The sequence below is a fragment of the Affinibrenneria salicis genome (assembly GCF_008710095.1).
In genome coordinates, this window is record NZ_VYKJ01000006.1 from 83,278 (window position 1) to 99,236 (window position 15,959).

Annotated in this window: 12 protein-coding genes; 9 read left to right on the forward strand and 3 right to left on the reverse strand. The window is 58.5% G+C overall.

Annotated elements, in window-relative coordinates; translation table 11 throughout:
• Positions 1 to 107 precede the first annotated feature (107 nt).
• Positions 108 to 1,520, reverse strand: a complete 1,413-nt coding sequence (tolC, locus tag FJU30_RS13100) for an outer membrane channel protein TolC (RefSeq protein WP_150435421.1) — start codon at positions 1,518 to 1,520, stop codon at positions 108 to 110.
• Between the two features lie 345 nt (positions 1,521 to 1,865).
• Here tolC and nudF point away from each other — a divergent pair, with 345 nt between their 5' ends.
• The 6 genes from nudF (at position 1,866) to FJU30_RS13130 (ending at position 7,293) form a co-directional block, all read left to right on the forward strand.
• Entirely contained in the window at positions 1,866 to 2,498 is a 633-nt protein-coding gene (nudF, locus tag FJU30_RS13105) for an ADP-ribose diphosphatase (protein WP_150435422.1), read from the forward strand.
• A 4-nt stretch (positions 2,499 to 2,502) separates the two neighbouring features.
• Complete coding sequence (locus tag FJU30_RS13110) at positions 2,503 to 2,925, forward strand: DUF1249 family protein (RefSeq protein WP_150435423.1); 423 nt, start codon at positions 2,503 to 2,505, stop codon at positions 2,923 to 2,925.
• 27 nt (positions 2,926 to 2,952) lie between these two features.
• Entirely contained in the window at positions 2,953 to 3,780 is an 828-nt protein-coding gene (gene cpdA, locus FJU30_RS13115) for a 3',5'-cyclic-AMP phosphodiesterase (RefSeq protein ID WP_150435424.1), read from the forward strand.
• On the forward strand, positions 3,780 to 4,361 hold the full coding sequence (yqiA, locus tag FJU30_RS13120; protein WP_150435425.1) for an esterase YqiA: 582 nt from the start codon (positions 3,780 to 3,782) through the stop codon (positions 4,359 to 4,361). Before cpdA ends, yqiA begins: the two co-directional genes overlap by 1 nt.
• A gap of 111 nt (positions 4,362 to 4,472) precedes the next feature.
• On the forward strand, positions 4,473 to 6,368 hold the full coding sequence (parE, locus tag FJU30_RS13125; protein ID WP_150435426.1) for a DNA topoisomerase IV subunit B: 1,896 nt from the start codon (positions 4,473 to 4,475) through the stop codon (positions 6,366 to 6,368).
• A gap of 28 nt (positions 6,369 to 6,396) precedes the next feature.
• Entirely contained in the window at positions 6,397 to 7,293 is an 897-nt protein-coding gene (locus FJU30_RS13130) for a LysR family transcriptional regulator (RefSeq protein WP_150435427.1), read from the forward strand.
• Positions 7,294 to 7,312: 19 nt separating this feature from the next.
• On the opposite strand, the gene FJU30_RS13135 is transcribed toward FJU30_RS13130, so the two are convergent.
• On the reverse strand, positions 7,313 to 7,894 hold the full coding sequence (locus FJU30_RS13135; protein ID WP_150435428.1) for an NAD(P)H-dependent oxidoreductase: 582 nt from the start codon (positions 7,892 to 7,894) through the stop codon (positions 7,313 to 7,315).
• Between the two features lie 234 nt (positions 7,895 to 8,128).
• Positions 8,129 to 10,546: a TonB-dependent hemoglobin/transferrin/lactoferrin family receptor gene (locus FJU30_RS13140; RefSeq protein ID WP_150435429.1), complete on the reverse strand. Its 2,418-nt coding sequence runs from the start codon at positions 10,544 to 10,546 to the stop codon at positions 8,129 to 8,131.
• Positions 10,547 to 11,256: 710 nt separating this feature from the next.
• On the opposite strand from FJU30_RS13140, the gene parC reads away from it, so the two are divergent.
• The 3 genes from parC to ftsP all read left to right on the forward strand — a co-directional run bounded on the left by parC (position 11,257) and on the right by ftsP (position 15,950).
• Positions 11,257 to 13,530, forward strand: a complete 2,274-nt coding sequence (gene parC, locus FJU30_RS13145) for a DNA topoisomerase IV subunit A (protein WP_150435430.1) — start codon at positions 11,257 to 11,259, stop codon at positions 13,528 to 13,530.
• Positions 13,531 to 13,698: 168 nt separating this feature from the next.
• Complete coding sequence (locus tag FJU30_RS13150) at positions 13,699 to 14,436, forward strand: 1-acylglycerol-3-phosphate O-acyltransferase (protein ID WP_150435431.1); 738 nt, start codon at positions 13,699 to 13,701, stop codon at positions 14,434 to 14,436.
• 104 nt (positions 14,437 to 14,540) lie between these two features.
• The gene (gene ftsP / locus FJU30_RS13155) at positions 14,541 to 15,950 is read left to right on the forward strand and encodes a cell division protein FtsP (protein WP_150435432.1); all 1,410 of its coding nucleotides are present in this window, start codon (positions 14,541 to 14,543) and stop codon (positions 15,948 to 15,950) included.
• The last annotated feature ends 9 nt before the right edge of the window (positions 15,951 to 15,959 follow it).

Here is a 15,959-nt window from a genome sequence, read left to right on the forward strand (position 1 = left end):
TTGTGATACCTAATAGGTGCGCAACGCCGCGCGTTTAGCGCGCGGCGGAGGAATAACAAGGGGGAAACGGATCGTTCCCCCTGAACCCTATCGGGCGCGGCTGATGCTTACTGACGCGCCGTAGCGCGACCGGTCAGACGAGAGCCGGCTGCGGTTGAGCCGCTGTCCAGTACCGCGTCTGAGGGCGTGGTCGAAATAGACTGCCCGAGCGCGTTGTTGAGCGCCTGCAGATCGTTTTCATTCAGCGTGCCTAACGCCGATTTGATGTTGAGCTGGTTAATCAGGTAATCGTAACGCGCGTTGGACAACTGCTGCTTAGCGTTATACAGCGTGGTGGTGGCGTCCAGAACGTCGACAATGGTGCGCGTACCCACCTGGTAACCGGCTTCCATCGCGTCAAATGAGCTTTGCGCCGACACGACGGCCTGCCTGTAAGCGTTAATGCTGCTGATGGAGGCGGAGATGTTGTTGTGGGAGGAGCGCAGAGTCTGTACGACGGTGCGGTGCGCGCTTTCCAGCTGTTCGCTGGCGCCGACGAAGCTGTACTGAGCCTGTTTCACCTGCGAACTGGTGGCGCCGCCGCTGTACAACGGCAGATTGAAGCTGATGCCCACTTTGTTCTGGCCGGCGGTGTTGTCGTTGTAGCTACTGTTGTTGGTGCGGGAACCGCTGTAGCTGGTATCGCTCACGCCGGTCGATGCCGTCAAATCCAGCGTCGGCATGTGGCCGCTTTCCGCATAGCGGATTTGCTCGCGCGCCAGGTCCTGGCTTAAACGGGCCGACAGCAGATTCAGGTTGCGGTTTTCCGCCTCTTTAAGCAGATTATTGATGGCGTCCGGCCGTTCGGTTTTGAAGCGGTCGATGTTCAGCGCCGAAAGCTGCGGATAGAAGTTGCCGGTGAGCATGCGCAGATTTTCCAGCGCGTTATCTAATGTGTTGCGGGCTGAAACTTCACTGGCCAGTACGCTGTCATATTCGGCGCGCGCGTTTTGTACATCGGTAATGGCTACCAGACCAACGTTAAAGCGCTGCGTGGTCTGATCCAACTGCCGATAAATCGCCTGTTTCTGCGCGTTGGTGTAGGACAGGGCGTCAATGGCGCGCAACACGTTAAAATAGGCGGTCGCCGTATCGAGGATCAGCGTTTGCTGCGCGCTCTGATAGGTAATATCCTGAATCCCAGCCTGTTTTTCCTGCAGGGTCAGCGCGCGCCATTTAGACAGATCGAACAGCGTCTGGGTCAACTGCAAGGACGCGCTTTTCACGTCGCTGTTGACGCCGTTGCTGTCGCGGTAACCGTTGGTATAGGTGTAATCGGCCCCTAACCCTAACTGCGGCAACAGCGGGCTGCGGCTTTCGTTGATTTTTTCAAATGCCGCATCGCGATCGGCTGCAGATTTCCGCAAGTCCGGGTTGCTGATTTTGGCTTGCTGATAGACCTGTACCAGGTTTTCTGCCTGACTTATGGCGCTATAGACGCCCAGGCTCAGACCGATAAGAAGGGGAAGCAGTCTCTTCATTTGCGTTCCTTGTTGTGCAGCAAAATTGCTATGGTATACCCTTCATGTTTCAGATTGCAGATGTGCTGGCCGCGCTCACCCACCCTGGCCGCTTCGCGAGCTAAGCGCCCGGGGGGAGTCTCTCACTTACCGCCTGCCTGCAACTCGAAATCTATTGGGTATGGTAGCGCTATTAATTGGCGAATAGTTGTCGATTCTATCAGAATCTGCCAATAGGATAGGGTGGCTGAAAGTGCCATCTTGTCCCAGGTGATATAAATCTAACATAAACAACAGTGAGTATGATGGCTGGTGTTTCCGCCGTAAACGCCGGATTTCGCGGATACCGGTTGCAGGAGTAAAACAATGGCATTATCAAAATCTGGTCCGGTCGAATTTAGCAAGAAAGACGTAGAAATTATTGCACGGGATACGCTCTATCGCGGTTTTTTTTCGCTGGAGCGCTATCGCTTCCGCCATCGTATGTTTAATGGCGAGATGAGCGGCGAGATTACGCGGGAAATTTTTGAGCGCGGGCATGCGGTCGTGCTGTTACCTTATGATCCGGTGCGCGATGAAGTGGTGCTGATTGAACAGATACGTATCGCCGCGCTGGATACCAGCCCTTCGCCGTGGCTGCTGGAGCTGGTGGCCGGGATGATCGAAGAGGGCGAGAGCCTGGAACAGGTGGCGCGGCGCGAGGCGCAGGAAGAGGCGGGGCTGACGGTCGGCCGCTGTCGGCCGGTGCTTAGCTACCTGGCCAGCCCCGGCGGCACCAGCGAGCGGCTGTCGGTGATGGTGGGCGAAGTCGACACGCGCACCGCCGCCGGCATTCACGGGCTGGCGGAAGAAAATGAAGATATCCGCGTCCATGTGGTTAGCCGGGAGCAGAGCTATCGCTGGGTGGAAGAGGGCGTGATTGATAACGCGGCGTCGGTCATTGCCTTGCAATGGCTGGCGCTGCATCATGAGACACTGAGAAAAACCTGGGCGGACTGAATCGATGAAGCGCTATACCCCGGATTTCCCGGAGATGATGCGATTGTGTGAGACAAACTTCGCGCAGCTGCGCCGTTTGCTGCCGCGTAATGACGAGGTGGGGGACACGGTCGTCTATCAGGTGGATAACGTCCGGTATAGCCTGACGATCCTCGAGTCAACCCGTTATACTTCTCTGGTGGAGATTAAGCAGATTGCGCCGGCCGTCAGCTATTGGAGCCTGCCGTCGATGACGGTCAGGCTGTACCATGACGCGATGGTTGCGGAAGTGTGTGCCAGTCAGCAGATCTTTCGCTTTAAGGCACGTTATGATTATCCGAATAAAAAGTTACATCAACGTGACGAAAAGCACCAAATTAATCAGTTTCTTGCTGACTGGCTGAGATATTGTCTGGCGTATGGTTCGATGTCGGTTCCGGTTTATTAGACAGATTTAAGTGACCAAGGACACCAATTGGAAAGCCTGTTGACACTTCCTGTGGCGAGTGGGGCCAGAATCAGGATTTTACAAATAACAGATACCCACCTTTTCGCGGGCAAGGACGAAACGCTGCTCGGCGTCAACACATACCGCAGTTACCATGCGGTACTGAACGCGATTGTGGCCCAACAGCGCGATTACGATCTGGTGGTGGCAACCGGCGATTTGGCGCAGGATCACTCTCTGCAAGCCTATCGTCACTTCGCCAGCGGCATTCGTCAGCTGCCGTCGCGTTGCGTCTGGTTACCGGGCAACCATGATTTTCAGCCGGCGATGTTCGGCACGCTGGCCGATGAAGGCATCGCCCCGTCCAAACACGTGCTGCTGGGCGAGCGGTGGCAGGTGATCCTGTTGGACAGCCAGGTCTTCGGCGTGCCCCACGGCGAACTGAGCGACTACCAACTGGAATGGCTGGAGCGCTGTCTGGCCAGTCAGCCCGACCGCTATACGCTGCTGCTGCTGCATCATCATCCGTTGCCGTCCGGCTGTACCTGGCTGGATCAACACAGCCTGCGCAACGCGCACAATCTGGCGGCGGTGCTGCTGAATTATCCACAGGTGAATACCGTTCTGTGCGGGCACATTCACCAGGAGCTGGACCTCAACTGGCACGGCCGGCGCCTGCTGGCCACGCCGTCCACCTGCGTTCAGTTCAAACCCCACTGCACCAATTTCACCATCGATAACGTCGGCCCGGGCTGGCGCTATCTGGATCTTCTGCCGGACGGCCGGGTGGAAACGGAAGTGTTCCGTCTGGCGGGAGATGAATTCTTACCCGATATGGATTCGGATGGATACTGATGCCGACCTTACTTTACCTGCACGGTTTCAATAGCTCGCCGCGCTCGGCTAAAGCCTGCGCGCTGCAGGCATGGCTGGCGCAGCATCACCCGCAAATCGAGATGCTGGTGCCGCAATTGCCGCCTTATCCGGCCGAGGCGGCGCAATTGATGGAGTCGCTGGTGATGGCGCGGGCCGGCCATCCGCTCGGCGTGGTGGGCTCGTCGCTGGGCGGTTACTACGCCACCTGGCTGTCGCAGTGCTTTAGGCTGCCCGCCGTGGTGGTCAACCCCGCGGTGCGGCCTTTTGAGCTGCTGATGGATTATCTCGGCGACAACCATAATCCCTACACCGGCGAACAATATGTGTTAGAGTCTCGCCATGTTTACGATCTGAAAGTAATGCAGATCGAGCCGCTGGAATCACCGGATTTGCTCTGGCTGTTGCAACAGACCGGCGATGAAGTGCTGGATTACCGGCAGGCCGTGACCTACTACACCGCCTGTCGTCAGACCGTGGAGTCAGGGGGGAATCATGCCTTTGTTGGCTTTGAGCACTTTTTTGCGCCTATCGTGGATTTTTTAGGGCTCCCTGCCGCCTGATACCTCCGCGGCATTGACGGTGAGCGGCCGCTGCGGCTTATGGTGCGAGCTGGCGCCCGCCGTTCAGCAATGCGCCGCCAATACAATTCAATCGACTAGTTAATTCAAACCATGACTCAATCAAGTTATAACGCTGATTCAATCGAAGTCCTCAGTGGATTAGAACCCGTGCGTCGTCGTCCGGGCATGTATACCGACACGACGCGCCCGAACCATCTGGGCCAGGAAGTTATCGACAACAGCGTGGATGAAGCGCTGGCCGGTTTCGCCAGGCGCATCGATGTGATCCTGCACGCCGACCAGTCGCTGGAAGTGATCGACGACGGGCGCGGCATGCCGGTGGATATTCACCCCGAAGAAGGGGTGCCGGCGGTTGAGTTGATCCTGTGCCGTCTGCACGCGGGCGGCAAATTTTCCAATAAAAACTATCAGTTCTCCGGCGGTCTGCACGGCGTTGGCATCTCGGTGGTCAACGCGCTGTCGTCGCGCGTCGAAGTCTCGGTGCGCCGCGACGGACAGGTGTATGACATGGCCTTCGCCAACGGCGATAAGGTGCAGGATCTGACCGTCAGCGGAACCTGCGGGCGGCGCAACACCGGCACCCGGGTTCATTTCTGGCCGGATGCGCAATTTTTCGATAGCCCGCGTTTTTCGGTGTCGCGGCTGAGCCATTTGCTGAAGGCGAAGGCGGTGCTGTGTCCGGGCGTGGAAATCGTTTTTAAAGATCAGATCAACAACACGGAACAGCGCTGGTGTTACCAGGACGGGCTGACCGATTATTTGTGCGAAGCGGTCAATGGTCTGGTGACGCTGCCGGAGCAGCCGTTCACCGGCGCGATTGCCGGCGATACGGATGCCGTTGACTGGGCGTTGCTGTGGCTGCCGGAGGGGGGAGAACTGCTGACGGAAAGCTACGTCAACCTGATCCCCACGCCGCAGGGCGGGACGCATGTCAACGGTCTGCGCCAGGGACTGCTGGACGCCATGCGCGAGTTTTGCGAATTCCGCAATATCCTGCCGCGCGGGGTCAAACTGAGCGCGGACGATATCTGGGAACGCTGCGCCTGGGTACTGTCGGTGAAAATGCAGGAGCCGCAGTTCGCCGGGCAGACCAAGGAACGCCTTTCCTCGCGCCAGTGCGCCGCTTTTGTGTCCGGGGTGGTGAAGGATGCGTTTAGCCTGTGGCTGAATCAGAACGTACAGGCGGCGGAACAGCTGGCCGAACTGGCGATATCCAGCGCCCAGCGCCGTATGCGCGCCTCGCGCAAGGTGGTGCGTAAAAAGCTGACCAGCGGTCCGGCGCTGCCGGGTAAACTGGTGGACTGCACATCGCAGGATCTGAAGCAGACCGAACTGTTTCTGGTGGAAGGGGATTCTGCCGGCGGCTCGGCCAAGCAGGCGCGCGACCGCGAGTTTCAGGCGATTATGCCGCTGAAGGGCAAGATCATGAACACCTGGGAAGTCGCCTCCGACGAGGTGCTGGCTTCGCAGGAAGTGCACGATATTTCCGTCGCCATCGGTATTGATCCCGATAGCGAGGATTTGAGCCAGCTGCGCTATGGCAAAATCTGCATTCTGGCGGATGCGGATTCAGACGGCCTGCACATCGCCACGCTGCTGTGCGCGCTGTTCGTGCGTCACTTCCGTACGCTGGTGCGCGACGGGCACGTGTATGTCGCCATGCCGCCGCTCTACCGTATCGATCTGGGTAAAGAGGTCTACTACGCGCTGGACGAAGAAGAAAAAGCGGGCGTACTGGAGCGGCTGAAACGCAAAAAGGGCAAACCCAACGTACAGCGCTTCAAAGGGCTGGGGGAAATGAACCCGCTGCAGCTGCGCGAAACCACGCTGGATCCGAACACGCGTCGTCTGGTGCAGTTGACCATCGACGATGAGAATGTGGATCAAACGCTGGCGATGATGGATATGCTGCTGGCCAAAAAACGCGCCGAAGATCGGCGTAACTGGCTGCAGGAAAAGGGCGACATGGCGGAAATCGAAGTATAACCGTTCGCCGGTGCGGGGGGCTGTGGCGATGAAAATCACGCTGGAAGAGCTGCAGGCCTTTGTGGCCGTGGCGGATAGCGGGACGTTGACCGCGGCGGCGGAACAGCTGGGGCTGACGACGTCAGGCGTCAGTCGATCGCTGGGGCGGCTGGAAAAAAAACTGGAAACGCTGCTGTTGCATCGCACTACTCGCCGCCTGATGCTGTCGGAAGAAGGCGACGCTTTCCTGCATCGCGCGCGCGAGATCCTGCTCGCGGTGGAACAGGCCGAAGAGCAGGCGGCCTTGCGGCGTTCCCGGCCCGCCGGGCGGCTGCGCGTCAACGCGGCATCGGTTTTTATGCAGCACGTGATCGTTCCGCTGGTGCCTGAATTCCGCCGCCGCTACCCGCAGATTGTGCTGGAACTGAATACCGATGACGTGTTCATTGATTTGCTGGAACAGCATACCGATATCGCCATCCGCATTGGCGCCCTGCCGGATTCCACTATCCATGCGCGGCCGCTCGGCGGCAGCCGGCTGCGTATTCTGGCCAGTCCGGCGTATCTGCAGCGGCACGGCGTACCGCACGGCGTGGACGCGCTTGCCGCCCATACGCTGCTGGGCTTTAGCCTGGTGGAGTCGCTTAACGTCTGGCCGCTGCGACTGGCGCCGAACGAACGCTATTCGATCGCGCCGGCGCTGTTGTCCTCGAACGGCGAGATTCTGCGCCAGCTGGCGCTCAACGGCGAGGGGATCGTCCGACTGTCCGATTTCATGACCCATGAGGATTTAGCCGCCGGTCGGCTGGTGCAGGTGCTGGCGGATGAGACGGTGGATCTGCGTTTGCCGGTGCACGCGGTGTATTACCGTCACTCCCCGCCGGCGGCGCGCATCGGCTGCTTTCTGGACTTCCTCAGCGAGAAAATCGGACAACAGCCGCTATAGCGCGGGCGCGCCGAAAGGATCAGGCGAAGACGGCGTTGAGATGCTGACGGTAGCGGGCGATATCGCGATCCACGTCCGGCTCCTTGATGACATCGTTGCAGATAAAGGTTGGCAGCGGCGCCATGCCGAGGAACTGATTAGCCTTGTGGAAGGGCAGGTACACGCCGTCCACGCCAGCGCCATGGAAGAACTGCTGCGGATCGGTAAAGGCTTCCAGCGGGGCATTCCAGGTCAGCGAGAGCATATACTTTTTCCCCTGCAGCAAGCCGCCCGAACCGTATTTTTTGCCGGCGTCGGCGCGGGTGCGCCCGTCGCTGGCGTACAGCGCGCCGTGGCCGGCGGTAAACACTTCATCAACGTATTTTTTCAGGATCCACGGTACGTCCATCCACCAACCCGGCATCTGATAGATGACCGCGTCGGCCCACAGATAATTCTGCACTTCCTGTTCTATATCATAGCCCTGGTCGACCCAGGTCACCCGGACGTCGTGCCCTGAGGCGCGCAACTCGTCGATGGCGACTTCGGTAAGGGTTTTATTGAGTCTGCCGTTGGAATGCCCAAACGCCTTACCAGCATGAATGATCAATAATTTATGCATCGTTGGCTCGCTTATACAGGTTGAATTCGGTAATTGAAGACTGAGTCTGGCAGATTTTTATGGGCGGAAATATATAAAGTATGTCACAACACTGTTGATTTCCAGGCAACAGTGCAGGCCGAAATAAGGCCGGCGCGCCGGAAAAGAGAAGAGGACGTTTCCGTTCTCTTCTCTCTTCTCTCTTCTCTCTGCGCTCGGGCGCGAGCCGCGGGGGCTGCGCCCGTTGGCGGTGAATCAGAAATCGACGTTGATGCCCAGTTGGAAGGTACGGCCGGGCGCGATGGCCAACTGCTGATCGTAATAGTTTTTATCCGTGCCGGCATCGGTGCTGGTGGGCGCCTCGATGTTGCGGCTGCTCAGATAATCCCAGTATTTACGATCGGTAAGGTTGTAGACGCCGCCGCTGATTTTCACGTTTTTGGATAGACGGTAGTAAGCGGTCAGGTCAACCACGCCGTAGCCCGGCACGCGCATGTACTCGGTGGTGGACTCGGCAACATCGCTGCCGCTGTTGTTGTAGCTCTTGCGGGTGTCGGTTGAGGTCGCCTGTTTGCCTTTGTTGAAGGTCGCCGTCAGGGCCGCGCCGTACAGCTGGCTCGGGTCATCGTAGGCCACGCCGACGATAGCCTTCATAGGCGGCACGCTTTCCAGATCGATATACTTGTCGCCGGAATAGCTGGATTTAGATGCGCCCTGCGTATAGCCGAACGCCAGACGCGTACTGAAGCCGTCAGCCTGCCCGAACCAGGTGCCCAGATTGAATTTGGCGCTCAACTCTCCGCCGTAAATGTAGGCTTTATCGCGATTCTCATACTGATAAATCGTGCTGATTCCGCCCGGTACGTTCGAACACTTAGAGGGTGAACTGGCGCAGGAATAACGGGTGATGGCGATAAAGTTCTTATAGTTGTTGTAGAACGCCGCCGCGCCAATCGTTACGCCTTCCACCAACTGGCCTTTCAGTCCCATCTCATAGTTGTCGCTGGTTTCGGTTTCCAGATCCGGACTGCTCAGGATGGCGTAGCTATATCCGGTGCTCCAGGCGCCGTACATCTGGTTGGCCGTGGGGAACTGGGCGGCGCGCTTGTACTGAAGGTAAGCGGTCAGATCCGGTTTGATGTCGTACAGGAAGCTCAGCGACGGCAGCACTTTGGCATCGGTCATGGTGCCATACAGGCTGTCGGCCTCTTCAGCGGATACGAAGCTGTTGTTGCTCATCAGCCGGTCGAGATTTTCCGGTTTGGCGTGCTGCCAGGCGAAGCGCACTCCGGGAACGACGGAGAAGTCATGCCCGGCCAGATCCCAGGTAACGGTATCCTGAGCGAATGCGCCGATATTGATAATTTTGCTGTCCGCCTGCGGCTGGCCCAGGGCGATGTCCGTGGTGCCGGACTGGGTGAGCGGACGTTCGGCGCTGGTCTGGCGCGCATTCAGACCATAGCTGAAGCGGTGGTTGCGCCACTCTTTGCTGGCGCTGCTTTCGAAACCGAAGGTGTTGGTGTCGTAGTTGGCCCAGGTCCAGGTCGGCGTGGTCTCATAGGTAAAGTCGTGCGCCTCGGTTTTGGTATAGAACAGTTTGGTGTTCAGCACATCGAAGACGCTATTGTTTTCCGGCGTCCAGCGATCCGCCAGACTGACGCCATAGCGGCGGCTTTCGTTCTGCTGGTAGGAGGTGCCGCCACGGGTATAGCCGGTGTAGCTTGAACCGCTCCAGGTCGGGAACTGGGTATGGTTGGTTTTATGGTAGTAATCCAGCGTAGCGGTCAACTGGTGGCTGTCGGTCGCCTGCCAGATGCCGGACGCCATCACCGCGTTGGAGTGCCAATTGGCCGGATTGCTGTCGACCGTCGCGGAGTGGTGGTTTTCGGTTTCATTACCGTCGCGGCGACTGATAACGATAATGCCGCGCAGGGTTTCATCGCCGCCCGCGGCGGTAATACCGTTGTGCCAGCTGCGGTTGGACGAGTCATAGTCGCTCTGGTAGCCGAAATAGCTGTGTTTGTCCGCGGACAGGTAATCGTTGGCGGATTTTGAGCGGAAGGAGACCGCGCCGCCGAGCGCGTTGTTGGTATTGGCGACGTCGGTCGCGCCGGATGCGATATCTACTGAACCGTACATATACGGATCGAGATAGTCGCCGCGTCCAATCCCATAGGTATCCAGCTGGCTGCGCCCGCTGGATTGCGATGTGGCGCGGTCAGTGGCGGCTGGCAGCTCCACGCCATCCACGTCGATGGATACGCGGTTGGCTTCCAGGCCGCGGACGTTGTAGCCGGTGGCGCCTCCGCGGTCATAGCTGCTCTTGCCGGTGCTGGTGCCGGTAGCGGAACCGTTGGCGCTGATTAAGGGCTGGTAACGCATGATGGTGGCGAAATCATTGCCGCCTTCTTTCTGCATATCGCTGGCGCTAATGGTGGTTTTGCTGCCTGCTTCCTTCTCCACTTTGGGAGAGTAGACCGTCATCGTCTCGCTTTGCTTATCCGTCGCGTTACTCTTTGCCGTATCGGCTGTCGACGGTGAGCTCGCCGTCCGGGACGCGGCGTCCGTGCCGCTTTGCGTTGCATAGCTTGCGAAGGCTGTGCCGCTCAATACTCCTGTCAGTATGATCCTGTTTAGACGCGCAATCCGAATTCCCTTGTTATACAAATACATGGTGTTGCTCCCAATATGGAAATAACTAATTTTGCTCAAATCACCGCCGGCCAGTATCAGCAGGCGCATCAGGATGCCGCTCTGCTGTAATGGGATAATTTTTATTTAAAATCATTGGGTAATGATTAAAACCCGGGTAATAGCCCGCATTACCCGGGGAATATCGCGAATCATGGGTGAATGGGTTCGGGTCATCGCTGGATGTGGCGTCCTATAACTCGTCATACTTCAAGTGGCAGAGACGTTGGCTGCGCTCGAATTATTTGGAGCAGATACATACGGCGCTAATGTTAATGATAATTATTATCATAATAATACTCCCGTTGCCATTTTCAATCGTCATTACTGATTCTTGACAAAATATTTACATAACGAGCGGCGAGCCGCGCAAAGGCCAGCGAAGGCGGGCAATCAGGCTGGCGTTAACTGCCGGTGTGACGGCGGGATAGGGCGCCCGAGTCGGCGATGCATACGACCGGCGTTTCTGTGCAACGCGCCTGACGGGGGGCGTGGCGATATGCGGTTTTGTAACCAATCGCGTCGTTAGCCTCTGGCGATCGACTCAGGCACCTTGCGCGGCCGAAGTTCCCGCGCCCCTTGTTGTCTGTGACAGACCCCGGGCAGATAAGGTACTATTCTCGCCAAATATACCGCTGTGCGGCGCGCCGAAGAGCGTGTTCAGCGCGTCGCGATGTGAGGAAATGAGATCAATGAGCGAGATGACGCATGATGGTGCCGAACGTCTGGCACTACACACGTTTACGGAAAACGCCTATCTGAACTACTCTATGTACGTCATCATGGATCGGGCGCTGCCGTTTATCGGCGACGGGCTCAAGCCGGTTCAGCGTCGTATTGTTTACGCGATGTCGGAACTCGGGCTGAATGCCAGCGCCAAGTTCAAAAAATCCGCCCGTACCGTCGGGGACGTGCTGGGTAAATACCATCCGCACGGCGACAGCGCCTGTTATGAGGCCATGGTGCTGATGGCGCAGCCGTTCTCCTATCGTTACCCGCTGGTGGATGGCCAGGGGAACTGGGGAGCGCCCGACGATCCGAAGTCCTTTGCGGCGATGCGCTATACTGAATCCCGCCTGTCGAAGTATGCCGAGGTGCTGCTGGGCGAGCTGGGACAAGGCACGGTCGATTATACGCCGAACTTTGACGGCACCCTGCAGGAGCCGAAAACGCTGCCGGCGCGTTTGCCGAATATCCTGCTTAACGGCACCACCGGTATCGCCGTCGGCATGGCGACCGATATTCCGCCGCACAATATTCGCGAAGTGGCCGCCGCCGCCGTGCTGCTGCTGGATAAGCCTGAGGCGTCGCTGGACGATTTGCTGGAGCATGTGCAGGGACCGGATTTTCCCACCGAGGCGGAAATCATTACTCCGCGCAGCGATGTGCGCAAGATCTACCAGAACGGGCGCGGCTCGGTGCGTATGCGCGCGGTATGGAAAAGGGAAGAAGGCAACGTGGTGATTTCCGCGCTGCCGCACCAGACTTCGGGCGCCAGGGTGCTGGAACAGATCGCCAGCCAGATGCGCGCCAAAAAGCTGCCGATGATCGAGGATCTGCGCGACGAGTCGGATCACGAGAACCCGACGCGTCTGGTGCTGGTGCCGCGCTCGAACCGCATCGATTTCGATCAGGTGATGAACCATCTGTTCGCCACCACCGATCTGGAAAAAAGCTACCGCATCAATATGAACATGATCGGGCTGGACGGTCGCCCGGCGGTGAAAGGGCTGCAGGAAATCCTGTCCGAATGGCTGGTGTTCCGGCGCGATACCGTGCGCCGCCGGCTGAACTACCGGCTGGAGAAAGTGCTGAAGCGTCTGCATATTCTGGAAGGCTTGCTGACGGCGTTCCTGAATATCGATGAGGTGATTCACATCATCCGCACCGAAGACGAGCCGAAGCCGGTTCTGATGCGTCAGTTCAGCCTGAGCGAAACCCAGGCGGAAGCGATTCTGGAACTGAAGCTGCGCCATCTAGCTAAACTGGAAGAGATGAAGATTCGCGGCGAGCAGGACGATCTGAGCAAAGCGCGCGATCAACTGCAGGCGCTGCTGGCCTCGGAGCGTAAGCTCAGCAATCTGTTGAAGAAAGAAATTCAGGCCGATGCGCAGGCGTATGGCGACGCGCGCCGTTCCCCGCTGCGCGAACGCGCCGAAGCGAAAGCGATGAGCGAGCACGATTTTGTGCCTTCCGAGCCGGTGACCATTGTGTTGTCCGAGATGGGCTGGGTGCGTAACGCCAAAGGGCATGATATCGATCCCGCCGGGTTAAGCTATAAGGCCGGTGACAGCTTCCGCGGCGCCGCCCGCGGCAAGAGCAATCAGCCGGTGGTGTTTATCGACTCGACCGGGCGCAGCTATGCGCTTGATCCGCTGACGCTGCCTTCGGCGCGCGGCCAGGGCGAGCCGCTGACCGGCAAGCTGACGCCGCCGCCGGGCGCGACGATTGAACAGGTGCTGATGGCGGCGGACGAACAGCCGCTGCTGATGGCCTCCGACGCAGGTTACGGTTTTGTCTGTACCTTTAGCGATCTGGTGGCGCGCAATCGCGCCGGTAAGGCTCTGATTTCGCTGCCGGAAAATGCCAAAGTGCTGCAGCCGCTGGAAATTCACGGCGCAGATAACATGCTGTTGGCGATTACCGCGGCGGGGCGCATGCTGATGTTCCCGGTGAGCGATTTGCCGCAACTGTCGAAGGGCAAAGGGAATAAGATCGTATCGATTCCGGCGGCGGCCGCCGCCAGCGGGGAAGACCGGCTGAACTGGCTGCTGCTGTTGCCGCCGAGTGCGGCGATCACCCTGTATATCGGTAAGCGCAAGCTGACCCTGCGACCGGAAGATTTGCAAAAATTCCGTGCGGAGCGCGGTCGTAAAGGGACGCTGTTGCCGCGTGGTCTGCAGCGCATCGATCGGGTTGAAGTGGACGCGCCCGCGATTGTTGCGGAGGACGGCGGCGAAGCGTAATTCACGCCCTTCGGGCCGGTAAGCGATCGCGCTTACCGGCCCGCCTTTCTCCGTGTTTTTTTACCTGTTGCGTTTTCCCTGTCGGCGGCAGATTGCCGGCGGGGAATCACCGTGTGTTTTATGGCGAAATCGCTATACTAGCGGCGGCAACAGGCTCATGAGGTTGATATGATATTTATTTTTCGTCTTATTGTAGTGCTGTTATTTTCTATTCTGGTTTCGGTCGTCGGTTCAATTTATTGTTTATTCAGCCCCGGCAACCCGGCGCACGTTGCGACCTTTGGCCGCCTGTTCGGCCGCCTGTCATGGATATTCGGGCTGAAAGTGGACGTGCGCGTGCCGAAGCAGGCGCAGCATTTGGGCAATTGCATCTATATCGCTAATCATCAGAATAATTTCGATATGGTGACCGCCGCCAATGTCGTCCAGCCGCGCACGGTGACGGTGGGCAAAAAGAGTCTGGTGTGGATCCCTTTCTTTGGCCCGTTATACTGGCTGACCGGCAACCTGTTGATCGATCGTCAGAACCGCACCAAAGCGCACGGCACCATTTCCCAGGTGGTGAAGCATGTTAAAGAAAAAAATATCTCTATCTGGATGTTCCCCGAAGGCACCCGCAGTCGGGGACGCGGCCTGCTGCCGTTTAAAACCGGCGCGTTTCACGCCGCTATCGGCGCCGGCGTGCCCATCGTGCCGATTTGTATTTCCAATACCCATAATAAGGTTAAACTTAATCGCTGGTATAACGGCCATGTGATTATTGAAATGCTGCCGCCGGTGGATGTCGGCGCTTATGGTAAAGACCATCGCGGTCTGGCGGAGCATTGTTATAACATCATGAAAGAAAAACTGGCGCAGCTGGATGCCGAAGTCGCCGAGCGCGAGGCCGCAGAGAAGCGGCCCTGACGCCAGGCGCGCCAACGGTGAGTTCAGCGGTTGAGGCGGTATATCCCGGCATTCGGCCCGGGTCTGATGTTTTGCTTAGTTTTTAACGGAGCTATGGAGTCATTATGTCACTCAGCCGACGCCAGTTTTTACAGGCCTCGGGTCTTGCTTTATGTGCAGGAGCCGTACCGCTGACGGCCAGAGCCAGCGGCACCCAAACCGCGTTACCCGTTCCGCCTTTGCTGGAATCCCGGCGCGGGCAACCCGTTTTCCTGACCCTGCTGCAGGCTCACTGGGCCTTTACCGGCGAGCGTAAGGCATCGGTCTGGGGAATCAACGGCCAGTATCTGGGGCCGACGGTACGCGTCTACAGCGGCGATGACGTTAAGCTGATTTACAACAACCGCCTGAGCGAACCGGTGTCGATGACCGTCAGCGGTCTACAGGTGCCGGGCTCGTTAATGGGCGGGGCGGGGCGCATCGTTCCGCCCGGCGCCGACTGGTCGCCGGTCATGCCGCTGCGTCAGGCCGCCGCCACCTGTTGGTATCATGCCAATACTCCCAACCGCATGGCCGCGCATGTCTATAACGGGCTGGCCGGATTGTGGCTGGTGGAGGATAACATCAGCAAATCTCTGCCCATCCCCAGCCACTACGGCGTTGATGACTTCCCGCTGATCATTCAGGATAAGCGGCTGGATAGCTTCGGCGTGCCGGTATATAGCCCGCCGTCGGACGGCGGCTTTCTCGGCGATACGCTGCTGGTTAACGGCGCGCAGAATCCGTTTGTCGAGGTATCGCGCGGCTGGGTGCGTTTACGCCTGCTGAACGCCTCCAGCGCGCGCCGTTACAGCCTGCGGCTGAGCGATCGGCGGCCGATGCACATTATCGCCAGCGACCAGGGTTTTCTGCCGGCGCCGATTGCCGTAAACCAGCTTTCGCTTTCGCCCGGCGAACGGCGCGAAATCCTGATCGATATGTCGCAGGGCGATGAAGTGACGCTGACCGCCGGGGAATCCGCCGGCATTATGGATCGTCTGCGCGGGCTGTTCGAACCCTCTTCTATCCTGATTTCCACCCAGGTGCTGACGTTAAAACCGACCGGCCTGTTGCCGCTGGTGACCGATAATCTGCCGATGCGCCTGCTGGCCGACAACGCGATTGAAGGCAGCGTCAGCCGCACGCGCGAGTTCAGGCTGGGCGACCGGCTGCCGGGCATTAATGGGGCGCTGTGGGATCCGAACCGAATCGACGTGCAGACGCAGCTGGGCCGCTGTGAGCGCTGGATTATTCATGCCGATACGCCGCAGTCGTTCCATATTCAGGGCGCGACCTTTCTGGTGCGCAGCGTAAACGGCGGTAACGTACCGCTGGAAGACGCCGGCTGGAAGGATACGGTGTGGGTGGATGGCGACGTGGAACTGCTGGTTTACTTTAATCAGCCTTCGACCGTCGGCTTGCCCTTTCTGTATTACAGCCAGACGCTGGAGATGGCCGACCGGGGATCGACCGGACAGCTGGTGGTACAGCCTTGAGCGCCCGGC

Bases quoted from the DNA above. Each gene is read 5' to 3' on its own strand.
- tolC (WP_150435421.1), bottom strand. From the start codon at position 1,520: ATGAAGAGACTGCTTCCCCTTCTTATCGGTCTGAGCCTGGGCGTCTAT.
- nudF (WP_150435422.1), top strand. From the start codon at position 1,866: ATGGCATTATCAAAATCTGGTCCGGTCGAATTTAGCAAGAAAGACGTA.
- FJU30_RS13110 (WP_150435423.1), top strand. From the start codon at position 2,503: ATGAAGCGCTATACCCCGGATTTCCCGGAGATGATGCGATTGTGTGAG.
- yqiA (WP_150435425.1), top strand. From the start codon at position 3,780: ATGCCGACCTTACTTTACCTGCACGGTTTCAATAGCTCGCCGCGCTCG.
- parE (WP_150435426.1), top strand. From the start codon at position 4,473: ATGACTCAATCAAGTTATAACGCTGATTCAATCGAAGTCCTCAGTGGA.
- FJU30_RS13130 (WP_150435427.1), top strand. From the start codon at position 6,397: ATGAAAATCACGCTGGAAGAGCTGCAGGCCTTTGTGGCCGTGGCGGAT.
- FJU30_RS13135 (WP_150435428.1), bottom strand. From the start codon at position 7,894: ATGCATAAATTATTGATCATTCATGCTGGTAAGGCGTTTGGGCATTCC.
- FJU30_RS13140 (WP_150435429.1), bottom strand. From the start codon at position 10,546: ATGTATTTGTATAACAAGGGAATTCGGATTGCGCGTCTAAACAGGATC.
- parC (WP_150435430.1), top strand. From the start codon at position 11,257: ATGAGCGAGATGACGCATGATGGTGCCGAACGTCTGGCACTACACACG.
- FJU30_RS13150 (WP_150435431.1), top strand. From the start codon at position 13,699: ATGATATTTATTTTTCGTCTTATTGTAGTGCTGTTATTTTCTATTCTG.
- ftsP (WP_150435432.1), top strand. From the start codon at position 14,541: ATGTCACTCAGCCGACGCCAGTTTTTACAGGCCTCGGGTCTTGCTTTA.